Raw genomic sequence first — 25,802 nt, 5'->3', positions numbered from 1 at the left:
AACCATCAAGGTGACCATCCCTTGCCCGTATATTAACAATCAGGGAAACAGCGGGACGATGCCCAGCCCCTGTTCTTCAGGCAAGCCGCAGAGCAGGTTCATGTTCTGCACCGCCTGGCCGGCGGCTCCCTTTACCAGATTGTCGATGGCCGAAAGCACAATTACCCGGCCATTGCGCCGGTCCACCCGCAGGGCCAGGTCGCAGTAATTGCTGCCCCGCACATACTGGGTGGCGGGCAACTGCCCGGCGGGCAACACCCGGACAAAAGGCTCGTCGCGGTAGTAGTCCCGCATAATCTCTTCCAGTTCGACCTGCTCATGCTCACCGGCCAAGCCGGCATAAATGGTGCTCAACATCCCTCGGGACATGGGCACCAGGTGAGGGGTGAAACTGACGGTCAGCTCTCGCCCGCAAAGCCGCCCCAGTTCCTGCTCAATTTCCGGCGTGTGACGATGTTCCGTTACTTTGTAGGCCTTGAAGCCGTCGGTCACCTCGCAGTAGAGGGTACCGGTCTGCACCGCCCGGCCGGCACCCGAGGTGCCGCTTTTGGCGTCGATGATCATACTCTCCGGCTCCAGGCAGCCGGCCTTTAGCAAGGGGGCCAAGGCCAGCAGCACACTGGTGGGATAGCAGCCCGGGTTGGCCACCAACCGGGAGCGGGCAATCGCCGCCCGGTGAATCTCCGGCAGGCCGTAAACCGCCTCGGCCAACAGTTCCGGGGCCGAATGGGTCTGGTACCACTGCTCGTAGGTTCGCTGGTCGTGCAAGCGAAAATCCGCCGACAGGTCGACCACCTTGGCGCCGGTGGCCAGCAACTCAGGTACCACTGCCATGGCGGTCTGATGCGGCACGGCGGTAAAAAACACCTCGGCCCGGCCGGCGGCCTGAAGGCCGGTGGGATCTTCACATACCAGATCAGTGCGGCCGGTCAGGTGGGGAAACACCGCCGCCAGAGGTTTTCCGGCATATTGCCGAGAAGTGGCCAGGGTCAACTCCACCCCGGGGTGATTAACCAGCAGACGCACCAATTCGGCCCCGGTATAACCGGAAGCCCCGACAATTCCCACCTTTATCATTTACTTTTCTCCCCGCTCCGACAAGGCGCCACCAACCCCGGCGCCGGCCGTTGCACATAAAAAAAGGGAAGGGGCTCATATGAGCGCCTTCCCTGATAGTTTCGCATAGGCAATCGATATGCAGTCGCCCCAAAAGGCGCTGCTCTCCGGTTAACGCTTGGAGAACTGAAAGCTGGCCCGCGCACCGCGTTGGCCGTACTTTTTCCGCTCCTTGCACCGGGGATCCCTGGTCAACAGCCCGGCCCGCTTGAGGGCCGTCCGCAACTCGGGGTCGGCTTCGGTCAGGGCCCGGGAAATTCCGTGGCGCAGAGCTTCGGCCTGAGCGTTCTTGCCGCCGCCCTTAAGGGTGGCCATCACATCGAACTTGGCCTTGGTCTCGGTCAGCACCAGGGGTTTTTCAACCACTGCCCGGGAAAAGGGTCCACCATCGAAATATTCTTCCAGCGCCTGCTTGTTGACCATGACCTTGCCGCTGCCCGGCTTCAACCAAACTCGAGCCACGGCGGTCTTGCGTTTGCCGGTGGCGTAAATACCGTTATCTGCCATTGATTTCTCCAAACTCTCGTCTGATCTGAATTAAAATTTCAGGGGTTCCGGCTGCTGGGCCTGGTGCGGATGCTCGCTACCGGCATAAACCTTCAGCTTCTTAAGCTGTTTACGCCCCAGAGGATTCTTCGGCAGCATCCCTTTCACCGCCCGGTACACCAGCTCTTCAGGCTTACGGTCCCGCAGCTTTTCGGCGGTTTCCGCCTTGATGCCGCCAATATAACCGGTATGCCGGTAGTATACCTTGCCGGACCACTTATTGCCAGTAAGCTTAACCTTGTCGGCATTGAGCACCACAACAAAATCGCCGGTATCCATAAAGGTGGAGTAGATCGGCTTGTGCTTGCCGCGCAGGCGGGTGGCAATCTCCGAGGCCATACGTCCCAGGATCAGATCCTCGGCGTCCACCACGTACCATTTGCGGTCGATATCTTTGACCGGAGCCAGATGGGTTTTCATGTTTAATTCCCTTGTAAAACTGACAAAATTCCAGGACCGGCGGATCCGCCAAAAAAGAACCGCCGACCAAAAGAGAAAAAGGCCCGAAACCTTTTCGAACCTTTGCTGGTCGCACAATGGAGCGGGAAACGAGATTCGAACTCGCGACTTCAACCTTGGCAAGGTTGCACTCTACCACTGAGTTATTCCCGCTCAGCAGGCGCCGCGGGCGCCGTGTTCAAAAGGGGGTTTATAACAGCGACCCGGCGGCTTGTCAACAAAAAACACTAACTCTTGCCTTACCGCCCAAGTTGCTGGTAGATTGAGCAAATATTGTCGGCTCGCATAAGGCCGCGCCACCACCTGGGCACGCTTTGTAACCGCTTGTTTTCGCGTTACCGACCAACACGTTTGGCGGGCTTTTGCAAGCTTATCAGTATTCAAGCCACACCATAATCATGCACAAAAGGAACCACCATAATGAGCGAAAATGCACGCCGAGGCACCATCCAGCGCCGCACCGGAGAGACCGACATCAACCTGACCCTGGTTCTGGACGGCCGAGGGCAAACCAGCATCAGCACCGGGGTCGGCTTCATGGACCACATGCTGACCCTGCTGGCGGTCCATGGTTTTTTCGACCTGGAGATTGCCGCCAGCGGCGACACCCAGGTGGACGATCACCACACGGTCGAGGATTTGGGCATCGCCCTGGGCCAGGCCCTGCAGCAGGCCCTGGGCGACAAAGAAGGCATTGCCCGTTACGGAACGGCGGCGGTGCCCATGGACGAGACCCTGGCCCGGGTAACCCTGGACTGCTCCAACCGGCCCTATCTGCACTACGGAGTGGAAGTGCCGGACCCGAAAGTGGGCAGCTTCGATACCCCGCTGGCCAAGGAATTCCTCCGGGCCTTCAGCCTGCACGGCGGCCTTACCCTGCACGTGGAACTGGCCCACGGCGACAACACGCACCATATTATCGAGGCGATCTTCAAGGCCCTGGGCCGGGCCTTGAGCCAGGCGACCCGGCTCGACCCCCGGCTCAGCGGCCCCCTGTCTTCCAAAGGACTTTTATAAACGGTAAACGACCCTGCCCATGAACGCCCCTGTCACCAAACCCACGCCCCCGCCCGAGCCTCCCCCCGGCAAAGGCAACGCCCCGGCACCACCACGCTTGCCGGCGGACATCAACCGCCTGGTGGGCAAGGCCATGCACCGTTACGAGATGCTGGCCGACGGCGATCGGGTGATGATCGCCGTTTCCGGCGGCATCGACAGCCTGGTGCTCTGCCGCCTGCTGGATATCTGGCGGCGCAAGGCCCCCATCAACTACGAAGTGTACCCGGTACACCTGGACATGGGCTTTGCCGGCTACTTCCCCCGCCAATTGCCCGGCCTGAGCGGCGACCACGAAGGAGCAACGAGCACCAAGAGCACCAAGAGCACCAACCTCGCCGCCCCGGGAACAAAAGCGGCAACAGCCGCCGGGGCGGTCCCGGCAACACCGCTGACCGGCACCGGTGAAGCGGTCAAGGTGCAACTGGCCAAGCTGGGCCTGCCCTATCTGATTGAAGAAACCACCTACGGTCCGGAGGCCTTGGCAGCCGAAGATGGCAAAAACGGCTGTTACCACTGTTCCTCACGGCGCCGCAATCGCCTCTTTGCCCTGGCCCAGGAACACAACTGCAACAAGCTGGCCCTGGGGCATCACCAGGAAGACATCGTTGAAACCTTCTTCCTCAACCTGCTTTATGGCGGCAATATCAGCACCATGGTACCAAAACAGCGGCTTTTCTCCGGCCGGCTGCACCTGATCCGCCCCCTGGCCCTGCTGAGCAAGGAGATGATCCGCCACCTGGGGGAACTGTTCGCCGTCGAGGCGGTACCCAACCCCTGCCCGCTGACCGACCTCAGCAAGCGCCACACGGTTCGCACCATGGTCCAGCAACTGACCGCCGACGATCCCCGGATCACCGCCAACATCTTCGCCGCCCTGGGCAACGTGCGCCCCGACTACTTGCTGTAACCGGCAGCTCGCCGGGCTACCGCCTCAACCTGTTCGTGCTCATCCCTCCTCCGGCAACATGGGCTCTCCGGCAAAGGTCCGGCGGGGAAAATTGGGGTCCATTTTTCACTGCAGCAAACGGGCCATGTCCTTGGCGAAATAGGTCAGAATCACGTCGGCTCCGGCCCGGCGGATGGACAGCAGGCTTTCCGCCATTACCCGTTCTTCGTCCAGCCAGCCGTTCATGGCGGCGGCCTTGAGCATGGCGTATTCGCCGCTGACCTGGTAGGCGGCGATGGGATGGTCGAACTCGTCGCGCAGCATCCGGATGATATCGAGATAGGCCATGGCCGGCTTGACCATCAGGATATCGGCGCCCTCTTCCACGTCCAGGGTAGCCTCCCGCAGCGCCTCCCTGGCATTGGCGGGGTCCATCTGGTAGCCTCGACGGTCACCCTCCTGGGGAGCGCAGTCGGCGGCATCCCGGAAAGGACCGTAGAAGGCCGAGGCGTACTTGACGGCGTAAGACATGATGGCCACCTGGTCGAAGTTGTTTTCATCCAGGGCCGCCCGGATCTCACCCACCCGGCCGTCCATCATGTCCGACGGGGCGACGATATCCGCCCCGGCCTTGGCGTGGGACAGGGCGGTGCGGGCCAGCACCTCCAGGGTGGCGTCGTTATCCACCATACCCCCGTGGATAATGCCGCAGTGGCCGTGGCTGGTGTATTCACAGAGGCAGACGTCGGTGGAGACGGTAAGCTCCGGCGCCTTGTTCTTAAGCTCCTTGATGGCCCGCTGGATGATGCCGTCGGCGGCATGGGCCCCGGAGCCCACCCGGTCTTTTTCCTCCGGCAGCCCGAAGAGAATGACATGGTTGACCCCCAGCTTGCGGCAATCCTTGGCCTCCTTGGCCAACTGATCCACCGACAGCCGGAAAACCCCGGGCATGGAGGAAATCTCCTCGCGCTTGTTCTTGCCGGGCATGACAAAGAGGGGATAGATCAACTGAGCCGGGGTCAACACGGTTTCCCGCACCAGGGAGCGCAGATTTTCGTTGCGCCGCAGGCGCCGGGGGCGATAGTCGGGATGAATCATCAGTCCTGCTCCTCACATTGTTGATAAATTGACAAAAACCTTGTCCTTAGGTGGTACCTGACCGGCTAATCCAATTTAAAGGTTTTGTTTATCACCTGGTTGATAAAGCTGTCCGGGGCGTCGATCCCGGTGGCGGGGATCACCAGTTCCGGGGCGCGGTGCCGCTGGCTGAGCAGCCGCAGGCCGTATTCCATGGCCTGCAGTACATGGTCGCAGGCCTCGCCCACCGTCTCTTCGCTGCGCGGCATGCGGGCCAGCAGGCGATCCACCGCCTCTTCACTGAAACTCAGTACCAGACCGCAATCCTGGGAAACCTGCCGGGCCCGCTCATTGACCATCCCCACCAGGTCGATAAAACGCTCACAGACCTCGCCGGGCTCCAAGTCTTCCTCTTCCACTTCCATGGCCATCATCCGCAGCCGCTCCGGGGTGGGCAGCACATCGTGGCTTTCCAGGTAATCCCCCAGTCGGTCACGAATAAAGGCCATCAGCCGCTCCAGTTCCAGGGCCGCCAGTTCATCACATTTTTTACTGTGACGCTTACGCACCCGGCTGTCCTTGAGCAGTTTGGCCAGCACGCCGGCGGGATCAGCCACCAGTTCCGGGGTGACCACCAGGTGCCGGATATCGGTGGAGGGCAGCTTCTTTTCAAAATGCAGCAACACCCGTTCCATGACGCTGACCAGGGCCCGGGCCCCAGTGCTCTCTTTGACCGCCATGGCAGCCAGCCGGCGCAGGGCGGCATCTTCGAAACGCAACTCAATGCCGTAGGCCCGGAAATCCTGCTTCTTGCCCACCACCACGGCGCTGTTGGGATTGCTTAGAATCTCGTACAGATCATCCTCGCTCAACTCACCAAGTACCGCCAGCACCGGCAGCCGACCGATGAATTCACTTTCAAAACCGTACTCCACCAGGTCTTCGGCACGGGCCCGGTCCATAAAGGTTCCGGCCTGGGCCGGGGCGGCGGCAGCGACGATGTTTTCAAAGCCGATGGACCGCTTTTTAAGACGCCGACCGATGATTTCATCCAGGCCCGAGAAGGCGCCGCTCATGATAAAGAGAATATGACGGGTGTTGATGCTCTGGCGCCGGCGCTTGCCGGTGAGCCGGTAATGTTCCACCGCTTCCATCATGGCGATGGGATCGTGGGGCACCTTCATCTCCACCTCGGTTTCTTCCATGGGCTTGAGCAGAGCCCGCTGCACTCCGCTGCGGGAAACATCAAGCCCCCGGCGATCCCCACCGCCGGCAATCTTGTCCACCTCGTCGAGATAGACAATCCCGAAACGGGCCCGCTCCAGATCGTCGTCCGCCCCGCGCACCAAATCGCGGATCAGATCATCGACATCACCGCCCACATAACCGGTTTCACTGAACTTGGTGGCATCCCCTTTAACAAACGGCACCCCGATATACTGGGCAATCAGTTTGATCAGGTAGGTTTTGCCCACTCCCGTGGGGCCGATGAGCAGCACGTTGTTCTTGATCCGCCCCACGTTGCGGCCGCCGCCGGCCTCACCGCCGGGCCGGGCCAGGCTGCGACTGATACGATTGAAGTGGGTGCAGATCTTGGTGGCTAAAATCGCCTTGGCCTCATCCTGGCCCACCACATACTGGTCCAGATGAGCAATCAACTCTTCCGGCGCCAGATCGAAATTAAAATTCGGCGCCGGGTTTTCCACTTCCTCGCTGTGCCCCGACTCATCATGGCCAGCCATGGGAAATTGGCCGGCGGAGACGATACGTACTTTTCTCCCATACTTGTTGCTCAGATATTCACTGATCTCCCGTTCCAGTTCTTTCTGGCTGGGAAAGTTGGCGTCTTCGGCGTCACTCATAACAAAACAATCCTTATTCCGGTTCAAGCTCCAACATCTTAACTTTCTTATGCAAATGACTGCGCTCCAGACCAATCTGTTCCGCAGTCTGGGAGATATTACCATTGTTGGCAGCCAGGCACATCCTTAAATATTCCCGTTCAAAAGAGCGTTTGGCGTCTTTGTAATTGAACTTTAGAAAGGCCGCCAGATCGGTCGGCACTCCCGCCTCCGCCGCCGCCCCATCCACCGATTCGGACAAGCCCAGCAACTGGCGCACCATGCCGGCTTTGATTATATCCTCGGGGCTCATGATCAGGGTCCGCTCCACGAAATTGCGCAACTCCCGCACATTGCCCGGCCAGCCGTACTCACGCATCACCGCCACTGCTTCGGGCGTGAACTCCTTGCCACCCAGGCCTTTGTGCTTGAATTCCGCCGTAAAGTCGGCCACCAGCAACCCGATATCTTCACGCCGCTGCCGCAGCGGCGGCACAAAGATCGGCACCACATTCAGGCGATAAAAAAGATCGGCCCGGAAATTACCCTTCTCGATCTCCTCTTCCAGATTTTTGTTGGTGGCCGCCAGCACCCTGACGTCGACCTCAATGGTTTTCGCTCCCCCCACCCGCTCAAATTTCTGCTCCTGCAGAATCCGCAGGATCTTAGCCTGAGTGTTCAGGCTCATATCGCCGATTTCATCCAGGAAAAGCAGGCCGCCGTCGGCCAGATCGAATTTGCCCCGTTTGGCGGTGGCGGCGCCGGTGAAGGAACCTTTTTCATGCCCGAACAGTTCCGATTCGATCAGCTCTTCGGGAATCGCCGCGCAGTTGAGTTCCACCATGGGCTGGCTGGCCGCCGGCGAAAGCCGGTGAATGGTCTGGGCCACCAACTCTTTGCCGGTACCATGCTCACCACGGATCAGCACCCAGGCATCGGTGGGCGCCACCCGCTCGATATGTCGTCGAAGTTGCCGGATAGGCTCCGATTCGCCGGTAAGCACATGCTGCTTAATCTGCTGCCGGAAAATAAAGTTTTCGTCTTCCAGCCGGGAAAGACGCAGGGCGTTGTTGATGGCCAGAATCACCTTGTCATAGGAGAGTGGTTTTTCGATGAAGTCATAGGCCCCCATGCGGGTTGCCTGTACAGCGGTTTCGATGGTGCCGTGCCCCGAAATCATGATCACCGGCAGTCGGGGATACCAGTCCCTCAGTCGGGCCAGGATCTCCATGCCGTCAACCCCCGGCATCCAGATATCCAGCAGCACCAGATCCACTGGTTCAATTTCCAGCACCGCCAAACCTTTTTCGCCATTTTCGGCCGTTAACGAGACAAATCCCTCGTCGGCCAGGATCCCGGCCAGGGCCTCACGAATCCCTGCCTCATCATCAACCACCAATATGCGACGCTGCGGTTCTGTTTTCATCCTTTACCCTCTACTGCCACCAGCCATAATCTGTCAAGCCGCCCGAACGGCCACGGTTACCAAAACAGGCGCGACGACAACAGAATCCTGGCCACTTGGCCATGCCGGAGTCGGCCCTGCTCTTTGAGTTGGTCACTTTACGAAAACACCGCGGATGATGACAGGCAGAACAGAAGGAAAAAGGACAGTAAAGCAAACGATGAGAGGATTAACAAGAGATGCCGTATACTCTGGCAACCTCCGCCACCTGCCGATCCGACTCGACCCGGACTCCGGCCAAGACTTGCGGGCTGACCTCGGCCAATCTCCAACTGGCGTCCCCCAGCGGCACATCCCTGCCATGGGCAGCATTGACCGCCAGACAAAGCAAGGCGCAATGCCGCTGACAAATCTTGGCCTTTGCCGGCTGCTGCTGAAAAGCAAGCAACTCGACCAGTTCCGGCGGAAAACGCCAAAATTCGGCCAGCGCCGCACCTACCACGCCATAATCAAGCCCCAGCAACTGCTGCTCGGCCTCCCAGAGAGGGAAGCCATTATCGCGACGACGCAAAAAAGCCTGATGAGCCAACTCCGGTAAACGGCGAAAAATCAACAGGTCTCCAACCCGGTGCAACAGACCGGCACTGAACAGCCGTCCAGCTGTTGATGCCCGACCGGCTTTTAACGAAAGCCCACGCGCGACCAGGGCACAGACCATGCTTTGGCGCCAGAAGCTGGTCATGTCCTCCAAATCGTTAGGCAACCCTTTAAATTTTTCAACCACCACCATGGTCAAAACCAAGGTGCGAAGCTCCTGCAGCCCTATCAGGGTAATGGCATGGGCAACGGTATCCACCCGGCGGACCAGCCCGAAATAGGCGCTGTTTGTCAGAGCCAGCAAACGGGCGGCAAGGGCCGGGTCCCGCTCGATTACCTGCGCGGCATCCTGAGCGTCGTTGCCGGGAGTTTCAAGCACCCGGTTCAGCTCATGGTACAAAGCGGGCAAAGAGGACAGCGTTATTTCTCCACGCACCAAATCCCGCGGCGAAAGCGGCGGAGGGGCAAAATTGAAAGAGCTGTCAGAAGCATGTAAGTAGGACATGAAAACCTCAACTTCCTGTCCCGGCAGCGGCAGCGGCCACGCCGGAGAATGCCGGAGAATGCATCGGCTTTATCTGCGACTGCGGCCGACCCAGGTAAAAACCCTGGAGATAATCAACACCTATCTCCCGCAGACGCACAGCCGTCGCTTCATCCTCAACGAACTCGGCGATCACTTTCTTATCCAGGCTGTGGGCCACATTCACCATGGACCGTACCAGTAACTCATCGGTTGGGTTTTTAAGCATATTAACCACGAAGGTACCGTCAATCTTAAGCACATCCACCGGAAAATGCTTCAGGTAGTTAAAAGTGGCAAAACCTGATCCAAAATCATCAAGCGCAAAACGGCAGCCAAGGGTGCGCATGCGCTCCACCAGTTCCCGGGTCTGTTCCAACTGAGTTACCGCCGCCGTTTCGGTAATTTCAAACATCAAACGCCGCGGTGAGATCCCGGTCATTTCCAGCTTTCGCTCCAGCAAAGGCATCAGGACAGGGTTACGAAAAGCATAGGCCGAGAGATTGATGCTCATGCAGATCGGCTCCTGGTCATCAACCTGGTGTATGGTCGCCAGCCGGTCAACCGCCGCCTCCACCACCCAGAGATCGACCTGGTGGATCAGCCCCATCCGTTCCGCCGAGGGAATAAATTCCCCCGGGGCATGCATCTCACCGTTCTCCACCAGCCGGATCAAGGCTTCATAATGGCTGCAGGCGCCGTCCCGGGCCCGCACGATGGGTTGGAACTCCAGGGTAAAACTGCCATTGCGCAAGGCTTCCCTCAGCATTGGAACCCAGGTCGCGTCACGCTTCAGCCCCACCACTTCCGGATCCGCCGCATCATAACAGTGAACCCGGTTGCGGCCTCGCTTCTTGGCCACGTGGCAGGCCTGATCGGCCCGCGATAGCAGCTCACCGGCTTCCAGTTTCTCGCTCGGCAACAGCAGCGCCACCCCGATACTCGCCCCCAGGTTGTAGCAACCCAGACGACCCTCGAAACGATAATCGTGCAACGCCTCCCTCAGGTCTTCAGCCAACTGCAGGGCAACCGTGGACGAGGTGTTCTCCAGCAGCACGGCAAATTCGTCGCTGCCGATGCGAACGGCCAGATGGCGTGGCTGCACTCGGCGCCGCAAAATCCCGGCCACCCCGCTGAGCAGCTTGTCACCAGACTCATGCCCTTCGGTATCGTTAACCAACTTGAATTGGTCGATATCAAGGTAAAGCAGAGCGCCGGGTCGGTTAAAATTCTGTGCCTTGATCAGGGCCAGTTCCAGCACCCCTTCAAGACGACCACGATTGGCCAACCCGGTAAGTTCATCATGCCCCACCCGGTATTTCAGCCGCGCCTCCATCACCCGGCGTTCCGCCAGTTCTTCTTCCAGGCGAACTTCCCGTTGACGACGGGTCATCCTCTCCTGATGTACGCGCAGTGCCAGGGAAATCCTCGGCACCACTTCGGAATCGGACCAGGGCCGAAACAATATATCCACTGCCCCGGCATCAAAAACCCGACTGGCCTCAACGCCGCGCCAAGTTTCACCTTCATCCGCCATCAGCACCGAAGTGGTACCTTTCTCATCCAGCATCCGGCAAACCGACAGCACATCGCCCATGGCAAAGGAGTCGCTTAACAGGGCCAACTGCAAGGGCGTGGGGGGGTCAAACGGACTGGCGGGAGTAAGACGCTGTTTCAATGACTCCTGGGAATCAACCCAGCTGACGGACCGGAAGCCACCCTTATCGCGCAGCAGAGAGCTCAGCCTTTCGGCCCTGATCGGGTCTTCGTCCACCACACAAATTTCCATGGCACACAACTGATCCAAAGTCATCTTCCCAATTTTCCTAAAAATAAAAAATTGTCGCCACCGGCCGGACGTCTGGGGACTGGACTGCTTTGAAATCAAGACCTGTCGGGCATCGAAGCAAACTTTATAGCTGGAACATCCAATCTAGCAATGAATATATGGGACCTCGCTCAAAAATAAAAGGTTTTTTACACATTTTCCGGTTCCGCATCCTCGCTCAAGGGCAGTTCTACCACAAAGCAGGCCCCGTGGGGCTGGTTGTCCCGCACTCGGATGGCGCCGCCATGGTCGCTGACCACGGTGCTGGCAATGGCCAGCCCCAGGCCGGTGCCGGCCTTTTTGGTGGAAAAATAGGGTTCAAAAAGGCGCAGCTTGTCTTCATCCTTCACCCCCGACCCATTGTCCTGAACCTCCAACACCGCCACCCCGCGTTCCCCGTCCCGTGCCAGTACCACCTTGATCTCGCCTTCACCCGCCGGCACTTCCGCCACCGCGTTGTCCAGCAGGTTGATCAGCACCCGCTTAATTTGCTTGGGGTCGAACAGCAGCGGCAGCGCTTCCTCCCCTTCCCGGCTGAAGCTGATCTCTTTGTGCCCCTCGCGATAAAGCACCAGCACTTCGTCCACCATGGCCACCAGATCGTTGGGGCTTTTCTCAATGGCCGGCATCCGGGCAAAGTTGGAAAATTCACTGACCAGCCGCTGCAGTTCCTCCACCTGGCTGATGATGGTGCGGGTACACAGATCAAAAACCTCATTATCACCGGCCAGCCGTTCCAGGTACTTTTTGCGCAACCGCTGGGCGGAGAGCTGAATGGGGGTGAGCGGGTTTTTCACCTCGTGGGCGATGCTGCGGGCCACCTCCCGCCAGGCCGCCATCCGCTGGGCCTTCTCCAGTTCGCTCAGGTTGTCGAACACCAGCACCACCCCTAAAGGACGCCCCTCTTCGTCGTAGAGGCGGGTAAAGTTGATGCGCAGCGACAAAATCTCCTCCCCCACAGTCAGGCGCAGAGGCCGCTGGATGGAGTTTTTGCCGGAACGGGCCAGCTCCTGCAGAAAACCCTCCAGCACCTTGAGGTGTTGCCGGTGCAGAATGGCCCGGTAATGGCGACCGACGATCTCCTTCTGCCGTACCTTGAGCAGCTCTTCGGCGAAGCGGTTGATGGTAATCACCCGGCCGGAATCGTCCAGGGAAATGACCCCGGCGGCCACGTTCTGGAGAATGGTTTCGGTGTAGCGGCGGCGCCGGTCCAACTCCTGGGCGTTCTGTTCGATCTGGCGGCGGCTGGTGAGCAGGTCCCGGGTCATCCGATTAAAGGAATCCACCAGGGTGCCCATTTCATCGCCGGAGGTTTTTTCCAGCTCGAATTCCAGGTCCCCGTCGGCCACCCGCCGGGTGGCCTCGGCCAGCTTGCGGATCGGCCCGGTGAGCCCGGAGGCCACATAAAAACCGAACCAGATGGCGCAAAAGACAATGAGCAGGGTTACGATGAGCAAGGTTACCAGCAGGCTGGTCTTGATGGGAGTCTGGAAAAGCATCAATTGCCGGTAACTTTCCAGGCCCGAAGAGATGGCGGTCATCCGCTCCAGGCGTTCCGCCGGAATCAGGCGGGACAGCACCAGGACCGCCTGCTCCTCTTGCCGGCCGGGCCAGGCAAAGGGGGTCAGGCTGCGGACCAGCTCCCCGCCACCGATCTCCTGAATCGCCGACAAGCCGCTCTCGCCGGCCATGGCCTGGCGCAGCAGATCAGAGGGCACCTCCGGCAGACCGACCGTCGCCAATTCCGGCAGGTAGGCGGCGGCCAGGGTGCGGCGCTCGGCATCGATAATTTCAATGCCGCTCAAGCCGTGGCTGTTGAGGATATCGCGCAAAAACTGTTCAGCCATGCGATCCGGCCCGAAGGGATAGCGCCGGGAATGAAGCTGTGCCGCAATTGCCTCCCCTTCCCGTATCGTTTCGGTGCGGGTATCCCGATAAACATCCCGAGCCAGATCCAGGGATTCCTCCAGTGAGTGCTCCACGTTGATATTGAACCAGTAATCGATGCTGGTGGAGATAAACTGCAGGGCGACAAAGAACAGCAAGCCGGCGGGAATCAGGGTGAGGGAAACAAATGAGATAACCATCTTGGTGCGTAACCGGGTACCCAGCACCCGGCGGCGGCGTTCGAAAATAAGTTCCACCAGGCTGCGCAGCACGAGAAAGACCACCGCCACCAGCAGCAGGATATTGATGTTGATCATGATAAAGACCAACAGATTGCCGCTGACCGGCAGGTCCAACTCCCCGAATTCGAAGATCCGGGTTTCAAAGTAGGTCAGCAGGCCGAAAAAGGCCAGCAGGGCCAGCACAATCCAGCGGCGGCGCCGGCGTCGGCGCTTACGGTCCTGGGCTACAATCTCCTCGCGGATATCTTCGTAGTTAATCTCGGTCATCTCAGTAATAGAATTCTACACTGTGCCAATCGGTTTCAAAGCTCCACAGGCGCCGAAAAGGCAGCAGGCGGCTTAACAGCGGCGGTCGGCTCTTTTCCGCCAGCCGGGCTTTTACTCGCAGGGTATAGGTCTGGCCGGTTTCAAGCTCGGCCAGCGGCAGCACCGTCAGCCCGCTGACCCGTCCCAGCACCCGCCGGGCCTCGGCCAGTGAACCGGTGGTTTTCACCCGGCCGCTCTCCTCTTCCCGGACCACCCGATATTCATCCTTGAGGCTGTCATAGCTTAACACATGGGTAAATTCCAGTTCCGCCAGTTTGCGGTCTGGCCAGCCCCAGCGCTGCCGGTGCAGTTCAACCAGGAAGGTCATGGTCAGGGGCAGACCGCTGCGAACCCCTTCTTCCATTTCCTGGGTCAGAAAATCCCGGAGCTGGAAATAGAGCAGCACCTCCCGGCTGGAGTTGGTAACCACCACCTCACCGATCCGCCCTTCATCGGCAGTCGACGGCGTCGGCAACCAAAACAAAACGGCCAGCACCAAAAGAAGGCCCGACAAAATACGCACTTAAAATATGCCTCCAACTATGAGAAACTCTCAAAAAACCGCCAAAACGTGTTGGTCGATAACACGAAAACAAGGAGTTACGAAGCGTGCCCAGTCGGCGGCGCGGCTTTTTGCGACGCCGACAACTATAAATATTAATCCGTAACGGTTCATCAGCACCGCTGATTGCGGCACGGCTGAACCGTTACGACCAGGTTTTCAGCACCGCCTGGCGCGCCTTTTCCAGCAGCGGCGGCAGAGTGGCCCGGTCCAGGGCGCTGACCACAACCGCGTCGTAACGGGCTGCCTCTTCGGTCACCCAGGAGGGGTCGGTCAGCAAATCCACCTTGTTGAAGACGGTGAGGCGGGGCAACCGATCCAACTCCAGTTCCCGCAACAGCTCCTCCACCACCTTGATATGGTCGGCAAAACGGGGGTTGCTGATGTCCACCACGTGGATCAGCACATCGGCCTCACCCAGCTCCTCCAGGGTGGCCTTGAAGGCCTGCAGCAACTCTTCCGGCAGGTGGCGGATAAAACCCACCGTGTCGGTGATAATCACCTCCATCTCCTCCGGGAAACGCAGGCGGCGGCTGGTGGGGTCCAGGGTGGCGAAAAGCTGGTCTTCAGCCAGGATGTCGCTGCCGGTCAGGGCGTTGAGCAGGGTGGACTTGCCGGCGTTGGTGTAGCCCACCAAAGAGAGCACTGGAATCTCTTTTTTGCGCCGCCGCTCCCGGCGCTGATAGCGCTCCCGGCTCACCGCCTTGAGCTTGGCGGCCAGCTTGGTGAGCCGGTCGCGGGTGCGGCGGCGGTCGATCTCCAGCCGGGTCTCGCCCGGCCCCCGGCCGCCGATGCCGCCGGTGAGCCGCGACAGGGCGTCATCACGGGCGCCCAGCCGGGGCAGCAGGTACTTGAGCTGGGCCATTTCGATCTGCAAACGCCCTTCCCGGCTCAGGGCCCGGCGGGCGAAGATATCCAGAATAAGCTGGGTGCGGTCAATCACCCGCAACTCGCTGTGGTCGGTGATGGAACGCACCTGGGAGGGATTGAGCTCCTGGTCGAAGATCAGCAGGTTGGCGCCGGTCTGCAGGGCCAGCAGCATGATCTCCCCCAGCTTGCCCCGGCCCAGGATCAGGCGGGGGTTGATCTTGTCCCGCCGCTGGATCACCTCGTCGAGCACCACCACCCCGGCCGAGCTTGCCAGCTCTTTCAGTTCGGCCATGGACTCGGCGGCCCGGGACTTGGGTTCGCTGCTGACGCTGACCAGGATGGCCCGATCCCGCCCCCGGTCCACCTCGCGCACCGGGCGGCGGCGGCTGAACTCCGCCTCCAGGGAGGCGATCAGCTCCCGCAGTTGATCCGGCTGCCGGGAAACCTGCCGGGGCGGCAGCACCAGCCAGGGGTTGGCCGCCGTCGGCACCGTCGCCTTCGCGTGAGTACCGGCGGCGGAACCCGCAACCCCGGAATCAAGGCCGCCGGCACCGGCATCAGCCACAACCGCCCCCCCGACAGCACCGGGTTCCTGATCGGCCATGGCCCCGGGGTTGAGATGGGCGCTGTGCAGCTTGCCCGGCCGCCCCTCGGCATCGACCTCCAGCACGCTCATCAGGTCCAGCCGCAGAAAGAGCAGGTCCATGAAGTCGTCCTGGGTGAGCTTTTCGCCGCCCAGGTGGGTGTGCAGGCAGCGCAGGCCCCGCAGCCGGGCGCCGGTGGCCCGGTTCTGGGGCAGGGCCGGAATCATGATGGAACGATGATCCCCCACCAGCAGTATTTCCACCTGCCCGGAGCGGTCGATGATCAACCCCAGTTGCCGACCGGTCTCCCGGGACAGCTCACTCAAGGCGCGGGCCAGCTCCGGGGTCAGGATATGGTCGGGGTCCAGCCGGCGCCGTCCCAGGCGTTCCAGCATCTTTAACTGCACCGGCTTCAGGCCGGCGGTATTGCCGCTGATGGTGGCGATATCTTCTTCCTCGGAAAACGGTTTGGTTACAATAACTGATGAATCCGCCAAAAGTCCGTCCATGGACTACTTTTGGCGGGGTGGGGCATGAAATTTTTGGAGTTTAGTGGAGAGTCGAGCAAGCCGCAAGTGGGAAATACCGTAACAACGCAAGGGTTAAAAAATAGTTAAACTGCCGCCGAGCCGGAACAAGGTCATTGACAGAGGTTCATACTGGGGTAAGGAATCCCGATCACCGGCCATCGTCAATCCACCTGTTTTTCTATTTTTCCGAGGGGAGAGTAAATTGTCTTTTATTTTTCGCGTTATTTTCCGTGGTTCCAAAGCCCTGCACAAATATTTAGGCCTCCTGCTGGTGCTTTACCTGCTGGCCATGGGCTTAAGCGGCCTGCTGCTGAACAACCCCGGTCCGATCAGCTCATTGTCCGTACCCTGGGCCATCACCCCGGACAACTACCAGCCCCACAACTGGAACCGCATGTACCTGCGCACCGGCACCATTATCGGGAAAGAGTGGTTCCTGGCCGGCAAGCCCGGCGTGGCGTACAGCCCCGACGGCGGCCGCAGTTTTACCATGCTGGAGCAGGGTTTCCCGGCGCCCCCATACCGGCGCGACACCCTGGGGCTGCTGGCCCGGCCGCTTAACCACGACGCCGAAGATACCACCGCCAAGCCTGAAGACAACCCGACGATACCGCCGATGGTGGAATTGCTGGCCGCCACCCGCTCCGGCCTTTACCACCAGCCACCGCGACAACCATGGCGATTGGTGGAGTTGCCGGGGGCTCGGGGCGAGGCGGTGGTGGATGTCATCGCCACCGGCCGGGACGTGGTGGCCTTTACCCGCCGGGGCGCCTATCGCAGCCCGCTGCCCGCCCACGACATCCGGCCTGAAGCAACCCACGCCGGAGCAGCCCAAGCCGAAGCAAGTACCACCTACACCTTCGAATCCGCCGACCTGACGGCAGCCCCGGCCGACCAGCCGCGGCGGGTGCCCTGGTTCAGGATTTTGCACGATATGCACAACGGTGAGATCATCGGCCCGGCGGGCAAATGGCCGCTGGACCTGGTGGCCCTGGCCCTGCTCTTTCTCGGCCTCAGCGCCCTGGTGATATGGTATGTGCCCTGGCGCAACCGCTGGCTGAAAAGATGGCGGCGCCGGCCGGGTCGTTTTTTCACCTTCTGCTGGCCCTGGCACTTAAAGGTTGGCGTCTATGCCATGATTTTCCTGGTGATTCTGGGAGTCAGCGGAGCCCTGTTGCGGCCGCCGCTGCTCATCGCCCTGGCCCCTTATTCGTTGAACCAGGACCACCCCCTGCTGACCCTATCCCCCCGCAGCGACGACTTTGGCGGCAACATCCAGAAGGCCCTGTACCTGAGCGCCAGCGATCAGTTGCTGCTGGCCACCCAGGGCGGTTTTTTCCAGGGCCCGGCCGATTTCAGCCGGCCTTTCGCGCCCCGGCGAGTGCCGGTGCCGATCCACGGCATGGGGGTAACGGTTTTGGAAGAAGTGGAGCCGGGGTTGATCCTGGTGGGCTCCTTCATGGGCATGTATCTCTGGGAAGAGGCCAGCGGCCAAACCCAGCGGCTGCCCCGGCCCGGCCTGCAGGGGGGCAACCCATACATGAGCAACGACCTGCTCAGCGGCGTGGTAATGGAAAAAATCCCGCCCCAGGCCGGAACCGGCCAGTGGCCCCGCTTCCGGGTGGATTACCACGACGGCATGATGCCCACCGACCCCCGCGATTATCGCCAGCCACCCCGGATGCCGGCGGAAGTCGGCCGCCACACCCCGATGTCGCTATGGCACTGGCTTTTTGAATTGCACAACGGCCGCATCTTCGAAAAGTGGCTGGGGATTGGCTACATGCTGATCGTCCCCATTGGCGGCATCGGCCTGCTGCTGCTGTCACTCACCGGCCTGTACGACTGGCTCTATCGCCGCAGGAAAAACTGAACCGGTATAAAACGGATCACATTCTTTATCTGTGAACAGCCCTACCCCCCGTTCTATGATGTCCACAAACGGTCCTGTCAGGGCTACCAGGAAGTTGGGGGTGTCCACCTTGGGGTTCTGAAAGTCGCCATGAATAGCTTGTTCAACCACCGCACAACCATCAACGTCAACCACCGCCACGTTCAGGTCCTGGAACCGTGAGTTCGCATAATCAAGACCACCATTTAGGGCGATGCGGTTTTGGGCGGTTGCAAAGGCCACATCTTGGGCCTTGGCCACCCCATCTGCAAAGTCCCATTTTGAAACCAATTCCCGGATATGGGTCTGCTCACCGGTATGAGCGAAAAGACTGGCAAAGCCGTAGCCCCTGGTAATGCCGACGCCGAGCGGACCGGCCACGAAAAAGGCAGCCACATCCACCAGCTTGAACTGCTGAGTGGATTCATAGTTGGTCAGCTGTTGGTCAATATTGAGTCCGTACAGAATAATATCGGTGCCGTTAAGCTCTGCCTGGCCATTGAGGCCGGCCACGATTTCAGGGAATGATTGACCGGAGGAATTCAGCTGGGTGATAAATGTGGCTCTACCTTCAGCCCCTTTTTCCTCCCGGAAGGTTTTAATGAACTGTTCGATCTGAAAATCGGCCAGTTCAAGTTCAAGGGAATGATGGGGTCGGGGTCCGGCAAAATCGCTTTTCAGCCAGCCTGTAAACTCCCCTCCGAGCAACTCTCCGGTCACTTGGCTGATCATGATTTGCTGGCTTTGAGCAGATATTGTGGCCTTTACTCCGAGTGCGACCAGGTTCGACAAGGTGATTTGGCTGCAGGTCAGATTGCTGTTGAAGTCCGGCAGATTCAATTGAGGTCCATCGGCCTGAGATGGATTCAATTTCAGGTCGTGTCCGATCCAGTCACAATTTTCAGCGGTTATCCGCTGGTCGGCTACCTGGTCGGTGAAGGAGAGGTTGAGATCTGAAACCTTAAAGTTTTGGATGGTCAAAGGTTGTGCCTGTCCTGATTTTTCAGGCTCATGGTCGGGAATAAAGTTGAATCTTTCTTCTTCAAGCCGCTCCAGACGAAGATTCGGTTCCACCAGACCAAGAGAGGCCAATTCCAGCCGGCCGCGGACCAGGGGCATTATCCGGACCCGGACTTCCAAGGCCGAGACTTTAAGCCACTCTGAATCGCCTTTGCTGATGCTGAAATCCTCAAACCGCAGTCCGGGTACAGGCCACAGCAGAACCCGGGACGGGCCCTGGACCTCGGCTTTCATCCCCAGAGCCCGGGAGGCGGTTTGCTCCAGCTGATCCTTGAAGTCATCAGCATCAATAACCAGCCAGGCAAGTACAACAAGCAGAGATCCCGCCAGGAACAGCCCGGCCAGGATAATCAAGAATATGCGGATAGCCTTGGGCATGGGCAACGAACTCCTTTTGCGAATCCGCATCATTGTTTCAGACTATGTGCTCCGAAGGTCAGTCTCTGTTGCTGTTGTGATAACAGAATCATAAATACCAGCCAAAGGAAAGGCCAGTAATATTACTTTGACGGCCGGCATGGCATTCCACTACCATGAACAGGTTATCCCGGCGGGGATTGCGCAAAACTCAAACAGGAGCCTGCAATGAATATTACCTTTAGCCTTGCCCCCTTGATCTCGTTGATCTCCGGGGTACTTATCCTGATTTTTCCTCGGCTGCTTAACTATATCATCGCCGTTTATCTGATTGTCCTGGGAATCCTGGGACTGATCGGTGGCGTCCATCTGGGACAATAGCGGTGATCGGGGAACAACCGGCGGGCTGGCGGCTGGTGGCCTCAACCAGTCGCCATTTCCCCCGAGTTGCAGGAATACATTCGCTACGTGCACCGCGACGGCCAACTGCACAATCAGCTGTCGCTGGAGTTGCCGGAACTGATCGGAGCCGCCATCCCCCCGATGATCAAGGGCCATGCCTTCTCCCCAAGGTTGGCATTTGGGTTTGGTTGCGTACCTTTTCGCTGAAGCTACCCAGCTTGTTTGCTGGCTGCAAGCCAAAAAGTGCCGCTGCCGTGATGTCAGGTACCACAGAAGGTCTGATAAACCCGCTCTGTCAGTGGGGCCGGGGTGCTGAATTCCGCCTGTTCCGGCCCTTCCTCGTAAGGTCGGCGCACCGCTGCCAACATTTGCTTAAAGGGGGTCAGGTTGCCCTGTTCAGCCGCAGTCAAGACGGCCTCCACCTTGTGGTTTCTCGGGATCACGTAAGGGTTGACCCTGTTCATCGCCTGGGCCACTGCTGTGCTGGTGCGGCCTTGCCGGGTTAAACGTTGCTGCCAATCTGCCAACCAGGCAGGTAGTTCAGGCTGTTGCTGGAGGCCTGCGGGCAGGGCCGCGAGTTCTTCGGTTTGCAGCCAGCGGGCCAGGCCTCTGAAGGTTTGGGTGAAGTCCGCAGTACCGGCCTGCATCAGGGTGTGTAAGTGCTCAAGGCGCTGCCGATCTCCCTCGATGACTTCGGCCAACCCCAGCTTGGCGTTGAAGGCCTCCAGCCAAAGTTGTTCGTAGCGCGGCATGAATTGTTCGATGATCGCCTTGGCCTGCTCCAGGCTGGCATTGGGCTTGGTTTCCGTCGGTAACAAGGCTTCGGCCAGGCGGGCCAGGTTCCATTGGGCGATGATCGGCTGGTTGCCGTAGGCGTAGCGCCCGCCGTGATCAATGGAGCTGAAGCGGGTTTGGGGGTCGTACTGGTCCATAAAGGCGCAGGGGCCGTAGTCGATGGTCTCGCCGCTGAGGGTCATGTTGTCGGTGTTCATCACCCCGTGAATAAAGCCTAGCGCCATCCACCGGGCCACCAGCCTGGCCTGTTGTTCGCAGACGGCCTGCAGTAATGTCATGGCCGGAGTCGGGTCGATGGGGTGATCGGGATAATGCCGCTGCAGGGTGTATTCCACCAGGGTGTTCAGGGCCTGGCGATTGCCCCGGGCGGCGAATAACTGGACGGTACCGATGCGCAAGTGGCTGGCCGCCACCCGGGTCAGGATGGCCCCCGGCAACGGCCGTTCACGCTCGACGGTCGCCCCGGTGGCCACCGCCGCCAGGGCCCGGGTCGTCGGCACCCCCAGGGCATACATGGCTTCACTGACCAGAAATTCGCGCAGCACCGGGCCAATGGGGGCCAGGCCGTCACCGCCTCGGGAAAACAGGGTGCGGCCGGCACCTTTTAATTGGAGATCGAAGCGCCGCCCTTGCCGGTTGACCACCTCGCCCAGCAGAATGGCCCGGCCATCGCCCAATTGCGGCACAAACTGGCCAAACTGATGGCCGGCATAAGCCTGGGCCAGGGGCTGGGAGCCCTCCACCAGGCGCTGCCCGCTGAAAACCTGCGCCAACTCATCGTCCGTTGCCCCGTCGCGCTCAATGCCAAGCTGGTCGGCCAAGGCCTCGTTGAACAGCAACAACCGTGGCGCCGCAACCCCGGCGGGTTTGGCCGGGCTGAAGAACTCCTCGGGCAGTCGAGCGTAGCTGTTGTCAAATGGGAAGTTTATGGGTTGCCTCCTAACCTTTCCGTAATTTTTGCAAGCACTCTTTTTCCGTAAGTCACTGTTAATTGACGCTACCCAACTTATCTGGTGGCTGCAACGCAAAAGTGGCCAATACCCTCGCTTGACGCCCCGGGGCCGCTTTGCTAACGTGATTTGGTCGCCGCTGTGGCAGTTGCCGGCTTTTTGTGGCCGGTCGGCGGAATTGTGATCATCAACTTATCCGGGAGGTCGAAAGATGGCGGAGAAGAAGAAATCCATCGAGGAAAAATCACTGTGGGAAGATGCCCGGGCCATGCTGCGCAAGGCCGAGCGGGACGGGGTGGAAACCGCCTGGGACCGACTGGAACAGCAGACCCCCCACTGCAAGTTCTGTGAACTGGGCACCAGTTGCCGCAACTGCGTGATGGGCCCCTGCCGGATCACCGCCAAGATGCCCCGCGGGGTTTGCGGCGCCGATGCCGATGTGGTGGTGGCCCGCAACTTCGGCCGTTTTATCGCCGGCGGCTCCGCCGGTCATTCCGATCATGGTCGGGACCTGATCGAGGTGCTGGAGGCCATCGTCGAGGGGGAAACCAAGGACTATCAAATCAAAGACGAGGCCAAGCTGCGCCGCATCGCCGACGAACTGGGGGTGGCCGATGCCGCAGGCGGTGAGCTGCTGGCCGTGGCCCGGGCGGTGATGGACATCCTCTATGCCGATTTCGGCAGCCGCAAAAAGGAAGTGGCCTTCTTAAGCCGGGTGCCGGAGAAGCGCCGGGCCATCTGGCGCTCTTTGGGCATGACCCCCCGGGGAGTGGACCGGGAGATCGCCGAGATGATGCACCGCACCCACATGGGCTGCGACAACGACGCCGCCAGCACCCTGGTCCATGCCGCCCGTACCGCCCTGGCCGACGGCTGGGCCGGCTCGATGATCGGCACCGAACTTTCCGACGTGATCTTCGGCACCCCCAGCCCCAAGAAGTCCACCGTCAACCTGGGGGTGATCAAAAAGGAACAGGTCAACATCCTGGTGCATGGCCACAACCCGGTGGTCAGCGAGATGATCGTGGCCGCCGCCAACGACCCGGGGATGCTGGCCCTGGCGCAAAAGGCCGGGGCCGACGGGATCAACGTCGCCGGCCTGTGCTGCACCGGCAACGAGATCCTGGCCCGCCAGGGTATTCCCATGGCCGGCAACCACCTGATGACCGAGCTGGCCGTGGTCACCGGCGCGGTGGAGGCGGTGGTGGTGGATTACCAGTGCATCATGCCCAGCCTGCTGCAGGCCGCCGGCTGTTATCATACCAAGTTTATCACCACCGCCAACAAGGCCCGCTTCACCGGGGCGGTGCATTTCGACATCAAGCCGGCCACCGCCCTTAAGCAGGCCAAGGAGATCGTGCAGTTGGCCATCGACGGTTTTGGCAGGCGCGACCCCCAACGGGTGGAGATCCCCGGCGAGCCGGTGGAGATCATGACCGGTTTCAGCAACGAGGCGGTGCTCAGCGCCCTGGGCGGCAGCCTGACCCCGCTGCTGGAGGCCATCAAGGCCGGCAAGATTCGCGGGGTGGTGGGGATTGTCGGCTGCAACAACCCCAAGTTCCAGCAGGACTCGGGCAACGTCGGCCTGGCCAAAGCCCTGATCGAGCGGGACATCCTGGTGCTGGTAACCGGCTGCGTGACCACCGCCGCCGGCAAGGCGGGGCTGCTGCTGCCGGAGGCCATCGACCAAGCCGGGCCGGGGTTAAAGGAGATCTGCGGCGCCCTGGGGATTCCCCCGGTGGTCCATTTCGGCAGTTGCGTGGACAACTCGCGCATCATCCACCTCTGCGCTTTGATCGCCGATGCCCTGGGGGTGGATATTTCCGATTTGCCGGTGGCCGCCTCCTCGCCGGAGTGGTATTCGGAAAAGGCCGCCGCCATCGGCATGTACGCCGTGGCCAGCGGCATTTACACCCACCTGGGGCTGCCGCCCAACATCCTGGGTTCGCAAACGGTGACCGACCTGGCCCTAAACGGCCTGGAGGCCCTGGTGGGCGCCACCTTCGTGGTGGAACCGGATCCGCGCAAGGCCGCCGACCTCCTGGAGGCACGGATTGTCCGCAAGCGCCAGGGCTTGGGGCTACCGGGTTGACAATAAGGGTAAGCGGTCACACGGGGCCCGCAGGTTGCTTTGCCCCGTGACCGCTTACCTCAACGCAGTTTGCGGGTGTCGCCGATGCGCAGGGTGACCTTGGTGCGGTCGAAGTATTCCAGCAGGGGGATGGAGAACTTGCGGGTCAGGCCGGTGAGGTTTTTGAAGCGGGGGGCGTCGATTTCGCCCTCCGTTTTGAGGAAGGCGAGCAGTTTTTCCTTGAGCTGCTCCAGGGCCCGGGCTTCGTAGTAGAGGTCTTCGCTGACCTTGATCAGCTCCCCTTCCCGGACCATCACCGCCAGCAGTTCCTTGACCAGGCTGGCGGGGTACTTGTTGTGGGCCTCCAGGGCCTCCTTGACGGTGGGGGCATTGAGCCCCGCCTGGCGGTAAAATTGGCCCAGCTCCCGGCGCAGGGTTTCGGCATCGCCGGCTAAAGAGACCTGGTGGGAGGCCAGGCGGATCAGCGATTCCTCCTGCGCCACCTGCTGTTGTTTCAGCATTTCGGTAAGCAAAATCTGGAACAGCCGGGGGGAGAGATCGCGGGCCAAGCGGCGGCGCAGCTCTTCGCTCGATAGGCCGCTTTTCAGCGGGTTTTCGCGATGGAAGTCGGCCAGCAACTTTTCCGCCTTGGCGCCCAGGGCGGCCAGGGTGTCACCGGCCACCATCCGCTGCTTGTCCGGCTCGATGATGATGATTTTCCGCGCCGAGATGTTTTTCTCCAGCAGCTTCTGGGTCTTCTTGCCGAACACCCCCAGCCGTACCGACAACTCCTGCAGGGTCAGGCCGGTGGGGCCGCTTTCCCGCAGGTGAAAAAGGGCCAGCTCTTCCTGGCTGCCGGCGCGGTACAGCTCAAATATCTCCCGGTTGGCCTCCTTGAAGCGGCGTCGTTTGGCCGCCGCGCAGTTGCGGATTACCCCGCCGCCGATGGTGTAGACCGGGGAATAGCCGCGCACCACGTAATGGTCGCCGGGCCAGACGCTGACCGGTTCCTCCAGCAGCAACTGCACCGCCGCCTCGCCCCCCGGCGCCAGTTCCTCGTCCTCCAGCAATGAAATCCGGCCCATGACCTCGGCGGTGCCCAAATGCACCCGCACCCGACGGCGGTGCTTGAGATTTTTTTCGTTGCTGGAAAGATAGAGAAACTCGGCGTCGAAAACAAAGGCCGGTTCCAGGCAGCCGGGAGTGGCCAGCACGTCGCCGCGCCGGATCTCTTCCTTATCGATCCCCTGGACGTTGATGGCGGTGCGATAGCCGGCCTCCACCTCGTTCTGCTCCTGGCCGTGCACCTGGATGCCGCGAATCTTGCCGGCCACCCGGCGGGGGTAAAAGAGCACGTCGTCGCCCAAGGCAATGCGGCCGGCCTGGGAGGTGCCGGTGACCACCGCCCCGAAGCCCTTCATGGTAAAGACGCGGTCCACCGGCAGGCGGAAGGGTCCGTGGGCATCGCTGAAATCGGAGGCGGCCACCAGTTGATCCAGGGTTTCCTTCACGGCGGCAATGCCGTCGCCGGTGATGGAGGAGACGGTGAGCATGGGGGCTTCGGCCAGGAAACTGCCCTGGACGAATTCCCGCACCTCGTCCTGGACCAGCTCCAACCACTCTTCCTCCACCATGTCTTTTTTGGTGATGACGATCAGGCCGCGCTCCACCCCCAGCAGGCGGCAGATTTCAAAATGCTCCCGGGTCTGGGGCATGATGCCCTCGTCGGCGGCCACCACCAGGGCCACCAGGTCGATGCCGGCGGCCCCGGCCACCATGTTGCGGACGAAACGCTCATGGCCCGGCACATCGACAATGCCCAAACGATGGCCGCAGGGCAGGTCGAGAAAGGCAAAGCCCAGTTCGATGGTGATCCCCCGGGCCTTCTCCTCTTTCAGGCGATCGGTGTCGGTGCCGGTCATGGCCTTGACCAGGCTGGTCTTGCCGTGGTCGACATGACCGGCGGTACCGAGGACTATTTCACGCATGGACTGGCAC

General features: G+C 60.5%; 19 protein-coding genes and 1 tRNA gene. 5 read left to right on the top strand and 15 right to left on the bottom strand.

All coding sequences use genetic code 11. The annotated features are described in order from the left end of the window. Window positions 1-39: 39 nt before the first annotated feature. The 4 genes from argC to P0N66_RS06355 all read right to left on the bottom strand — a co-directional run bounded on the left by argC (window position 40) and on the right by P0N66_RS06355 (window position 2,274). On the bottom strand, window positions 40-1,077 hold the full coding sequence (gene argC, locus P0N66_RS06370; protein ID WP_275803457.1) for an N-acetyl-gamma-glutamyl-phosphate reductase: 1,038 nt from the start codon (window positions 1,075-1,077) through the stop codon (window positions 40-42). 150 nt (window positions 1,078-1,227) lie between these two features. Then, window positions 1,228-1,623 (bottom strand): 30S ribosomal protein S9, encoded by a 396-nt coding sequence (gene rpsI / locus P0N66_RS06365; protein WP_275803455.1) that lies wholly within the window; start codon window positions 1,621-1,623, stop codon window positions 1,228-1,230. Between the two features lie 30 nt (window positions 1,624-1,653). Further along, on the bottom strand, window positions 1,654-2,082 hold the full coding sequence (gene rplM, locus P0N66_RS06360; protein ID WP_275803453.1) for a 50S ribosomal protein L13: 429 nt from the start codon (window positions 2,080-2,082) through the stop codon (window positions 1,654-1,656). 117 nt (window positions 2,083-2,199) lie between these two features. Continuing rightward, a tRNA-Gly gene (locus P0N66_RS06355) sits at window positions 2,200-2,274 on the bottom strand. Between the two features lie 267 nt (window positions 2,275-2,541). Here P0N66_RS06355 and hisB point away from each other — a divergent pair. Both hisB and P0N66_RS06345 read left to right on the top strand, forming a co-directional pair. Continuing rightward, window positions 2,542-3,138 carry an imidazoleglycerol-phosphate dehydratase HisB gene (gene hisB / locus P0N66_RS06350; RefSeq protein WP_275803451.1) on the top strand — a complete coding sequence of 199 codons (597 nt, stop codon included), beginning with the start codon at window positions 2,542-2,544 and terminating at the stop codon, window positions 3,136-3,138. A gap of 19 nt (window positions 3,139-3,157) precedes the next feature. Beyond that, on the top strand, window positions 3,158-4,087 hold the full coding sequence (locus P0N66_RS06345; RefSeq protein WP_275803449.1) for a PP-loop family protein: 930 nt from the start codon (window positions 3,158-3,160) through the stop codon (window positions 4,085-4,087). 105 nt (window positions 4,088-4,192) lie between these two features. Here the strand turns inward: P0N66_RS06345 and hemB are convergent, their stop codons facing one another. The 8 genes from hemB to hflX all read right to left on the bottom strand — a co-directional run bounded on the left by hemB (window position 4,193) and on the right by hflX (window position 16,285). Continuing rightward, window positions 4,193-5,164: a porphobilinogen synthase gene (hemB, locus tag P0N66_RS06340; RefSeq protein ID WP_275803447.1), complete on the bottom strand. Its 972-nt coding sequence runs from the start codon at window positions 5,162-5,164 to the stop codon at window positions 4,193-4,195. 65 nt (window positions 5,165-5,229) lie between these two features. Continuing rightward, window positions 5,230-7,005, bottom strand: coding sequence for an AAA family ATPase (locus P0N66_RS06335; protein ID WP_275803445.1), 1,776 nt, complete (start codon window positions 7,003-7,005; stop codon window positions 5,230-5,232). Between the two features lie 13 nt (window positions 7,006-7,018). Then, window positions 7,019-8,410, bottom strand: coding sequence for a sigma-54-dependent transcriptional regulator (locus P0N66_RS06330; protein ID WP_275803442.1), 1,392 nt, complete (start codon window positions 8,408-8,410; stop codon window positions 7,019-7,021). Between the two features lie 208 nt (window positions 8,411-8,618). After that, a complete protein-coding gene (locus tag P0N66_RS06325) occupies window positions 8,619-9,491 on the bottom strand; it encodes an HDOD domain-containing protein (protein ID WP_275803440.1) in 873 nt (290 codons plus the stop codon). A 7-nt stretch (window positions 9,492-9,498) separates the two neighbouring features. Next, window positions 9,499-11,322, bottom strand: coding sequence for an EAL domain-containing protein (locus P0N66_RS06320; protein WP_275803438.1), 1,824 nt, complete (start codon window positions 11,320-11,322; stop codon window positions 9,499-9,501). Between the two features lie 164 nt (window positions 11,323-11,486). Then, the gene (locus tag P0N66_RS06315; RefSeq protein ID WP_275803436.1) at window positions 11,487-13,733 is read right to left on the bottom strand and encodes a sensor histidine kinase; all 2,247 of its coding nucleotides are present in this window, start codon (window positions 13,731-13,733) and stop codon (window positions 11,487-11,489) included. Window position 13,734: 1 nt separating this feature from the next. Next, window positions 13,735-14,295, bottom strand: a complete 561-nt coding sequence (locus P0N66_RS06310) for a DUF4390 domain-containing protein (protein WP_275803434.1) — start codon at window positions 14,293-14,295, stop codon at window positions 13,735-13,737. Between the two features lie 184 nt (window positions 14,296-14,479). Next, complete coding sequence (gene hflX, locus P0N66_RS06305; RefSeq protein ID WP_275803432.1) at window positions 14,480-16,285, bottom strand: GTPase HflX; 1,806 nt, start codon at window positions 16,283-16,285, stop codon at window positions 14,480-14,482. A gap of 235 nt (window positions 16,286-16,520) precedes the next feature. Here hflX and P0N66_RS06300 point away from each other — a divergent pair, with 235 nt between their 5' ends. Then, entirely contained in the window at window positions 16,521-18,191 is a 1,671-nt protein-coding gene (locus tag P0N66_RS06300; protein WP_275803430.1) for a PepSY-associated TM helix domain-containing protein, read from the top strand. On the opposite strand, the gene P0N66_RS06295 is transcribed toward P0N66_RS06300, so the two are convergent. Further along, entirely contained in the window at window positions 18,144-19,607 is a 1,464-nt protein-coding gene (locus tag P0N66_RS06295; RefSeq protein WP_275803427.1) for an AsmA family protein, read from the bottom strand. The two genes, P0N66_RS06300 and P0N66_RS06295, sit on opposite strands and share 48 nt — an antisense overlap. Before the next feature lie 207 nt (window positions 19,608-19,814). Between P0N66_RS06295 and P0N66_RS06290 the strand changes: the two genes are divergently transcribed. After that, complete coding sequence (locus P0N66_RS06290) at window positions 19,815-19,967, top strand: DUF3096 domain-containing protein (RefSeq protein ID WP_275803425.1); 153 nt, start codon at window positions 19,815-19,817, stop codon at window positions 19,965-19,967. Window positions 19,968-20,248: 281 nt separating this feature from the next. Here the strand turns inward: P0N66_RS06290 and P0N66_RS06285 are convergent, their stop codons facing one another. Continuing rightward, window positions 20,249-21,712 (bottom strand): protein adenylyltransferase SelO, encoded by a 1,464-nt coding sequence (locus P0N66_RS06285; RefSeq protein WP_431190020.1) that lies wholly within the window; start codon window positions 21,710-21,712, stop codon window positions 20,249-20,251. A gap of 232 nt (window positions 21,713-21,944) precedes the next feature. On the opposite strand from P0N66_RS06285, the gene cooS reads away from it, so the two are divergent. Then, a complete protein-coding gene (gene cooS / locus P0N66_RS06280; RefSeq protein WP_275803420.1) occupies window positions 21,945-23,825 on the top strand; it encodes an anaerobic carbon-monoxide dehydrogenase catalytic subunit in 1,881 nt (626 codons plus the stop codon). Between the two features lie 59 nt (window positions 23,826-23,884). Here cooS and selB read toward each other — a convergent pair whose 3' ends face one another. Then, on the bottom strand, window positions 23,885-25,792 hold the full coding sequence (selB, locus tag P0N66_RS06275; RefSeq protein WP_275803418.1) for a selenocysteine-specific translation elongation factor: 1,908 nt from the start codon (window positions 25,790-25,792) through the stop codon (window positions 23,885-23,887). Window positions 25,793-25,802 lie beyond the last annotated feature (10 nt).

The organism is Desulfurivibrio dismutans (assembly GCF_029210385.1).
Lineage (GTDB): Bacteria > Desulfobacterota > Desulfobulbia > Desulfobulbales > Desulfurivibrionaceae > Desulfurivibrio > Desulfurivibrio dismutans.
This window is presented reverse-complemented; position numbering and strand designations above follow the sequence as displayed.

Excerpts from the sequence above, each read along its gene's own strand:
- selB (WP_275803418.1), bottom strand. The coding sequence starts at position 25,792 with ATGCGTGAAATAGTCCTCGGTACCGCCGGTCATGTCGACCACGGCAAG.
- P0N66_RS06330 (WP_275803442.1), bottom strand. The coding sequence starts at position 8,410 with ATGAAAACAGAACCGCAGCGTCGCATATTGGTGGTTGATGATGAGGCA.
- P0N66_RS06345 (WP_275803449.1), top strand. The coding sequence starts at position 3,158 with ATGAACGCCCCTGTCACCAAACCCACGCCCCCGCCCGAGCCTCCCCCC.
- P0N66_RS06295 (WP_275803427.1), bottom strand. The coding sequence starts at position 19,607 with ATGCCCAAGGCTATCCGCATATTCTTGATTATCCTGGCCGGGCTGTTC.
- rplM (WP_275803453.1), bottom strand. The coding sequence starts at position 2,082 with ATGAAAACCCATCTGGCTCCGGTCAAAGATATCGACCGCAAATGGTAC.
- P0N66_RS06290 (WP_275803425.1), top strand. The coding sequence starts at position 19,815 with ATGAATATTACCTTTAGCCTTGCCCCCTTGATCTCGTTGATCTCCGGG.
- P0N66_RS06335 (WP_275803445.1), bottom strand. The coding sequence starts at position 7,005 with ATGAGTGACGCCGAAGACGCCAACTTTCCCAGCCAGAAAGAACTGGAA.
- P0N66_RS06315 (WP_275803436.1), bottom strand. The coding sequence starts at position 13,733 with ATGACCGAGATTAACTACGAAGATATCCGCGAGGAGATTGTAGCCCAG.
- P0N66_RS06320 (WP_275803438.1), bottom strand. The coding sequence starts at position 11,322 with ATGACTTTGGATCAGTTGTGTGCCATGGAAATTTGTGTGGTGGACGAA.
- cooS (WP_275803420.1), top strand. The coding sequence starts at position 21,945 with ATGGCGGAGAAGAAGAAATCCATCGAGGAAAAATCACTGTGGGAAGAT.
- hisB (WP_275803451.1), top strand. The coding sequence starts at position 2,542 with ATGAGCGAAAATGCACGCCGAGGCACCATCCAGCGCCGCACCGGAGAG.
- hemB (WP_275803447.1), bottom strand. The coding sequence starts at position 5,164 with ATGATTCATCCCGACTATCGCCCCCGGCGCCTGCGGCGCAACGAAAAT.
- rpsI (WP_275803455.1), bottom strand. The coding sequence starts at position 1,623 with ATGGCAGATAACGGTATTTACGCCACCGGCAAACGCAAGACCGCCGTG.
- P0N66_RS06325 (WP_275803440.1), bottom strand. The coding sequence starts at position 9,491 with ATGTCCTACTTACATGCTTCTGACAGCTCTTTCAATTTTGCCCCTCCG.
- argC (WP_275803457.1), bottom strand. The coding sequence starts at position 1,077 with ATGATAAAGGTGGGAATTGTCGGGGCTTCCGGTTATACCGGGGCCGAA.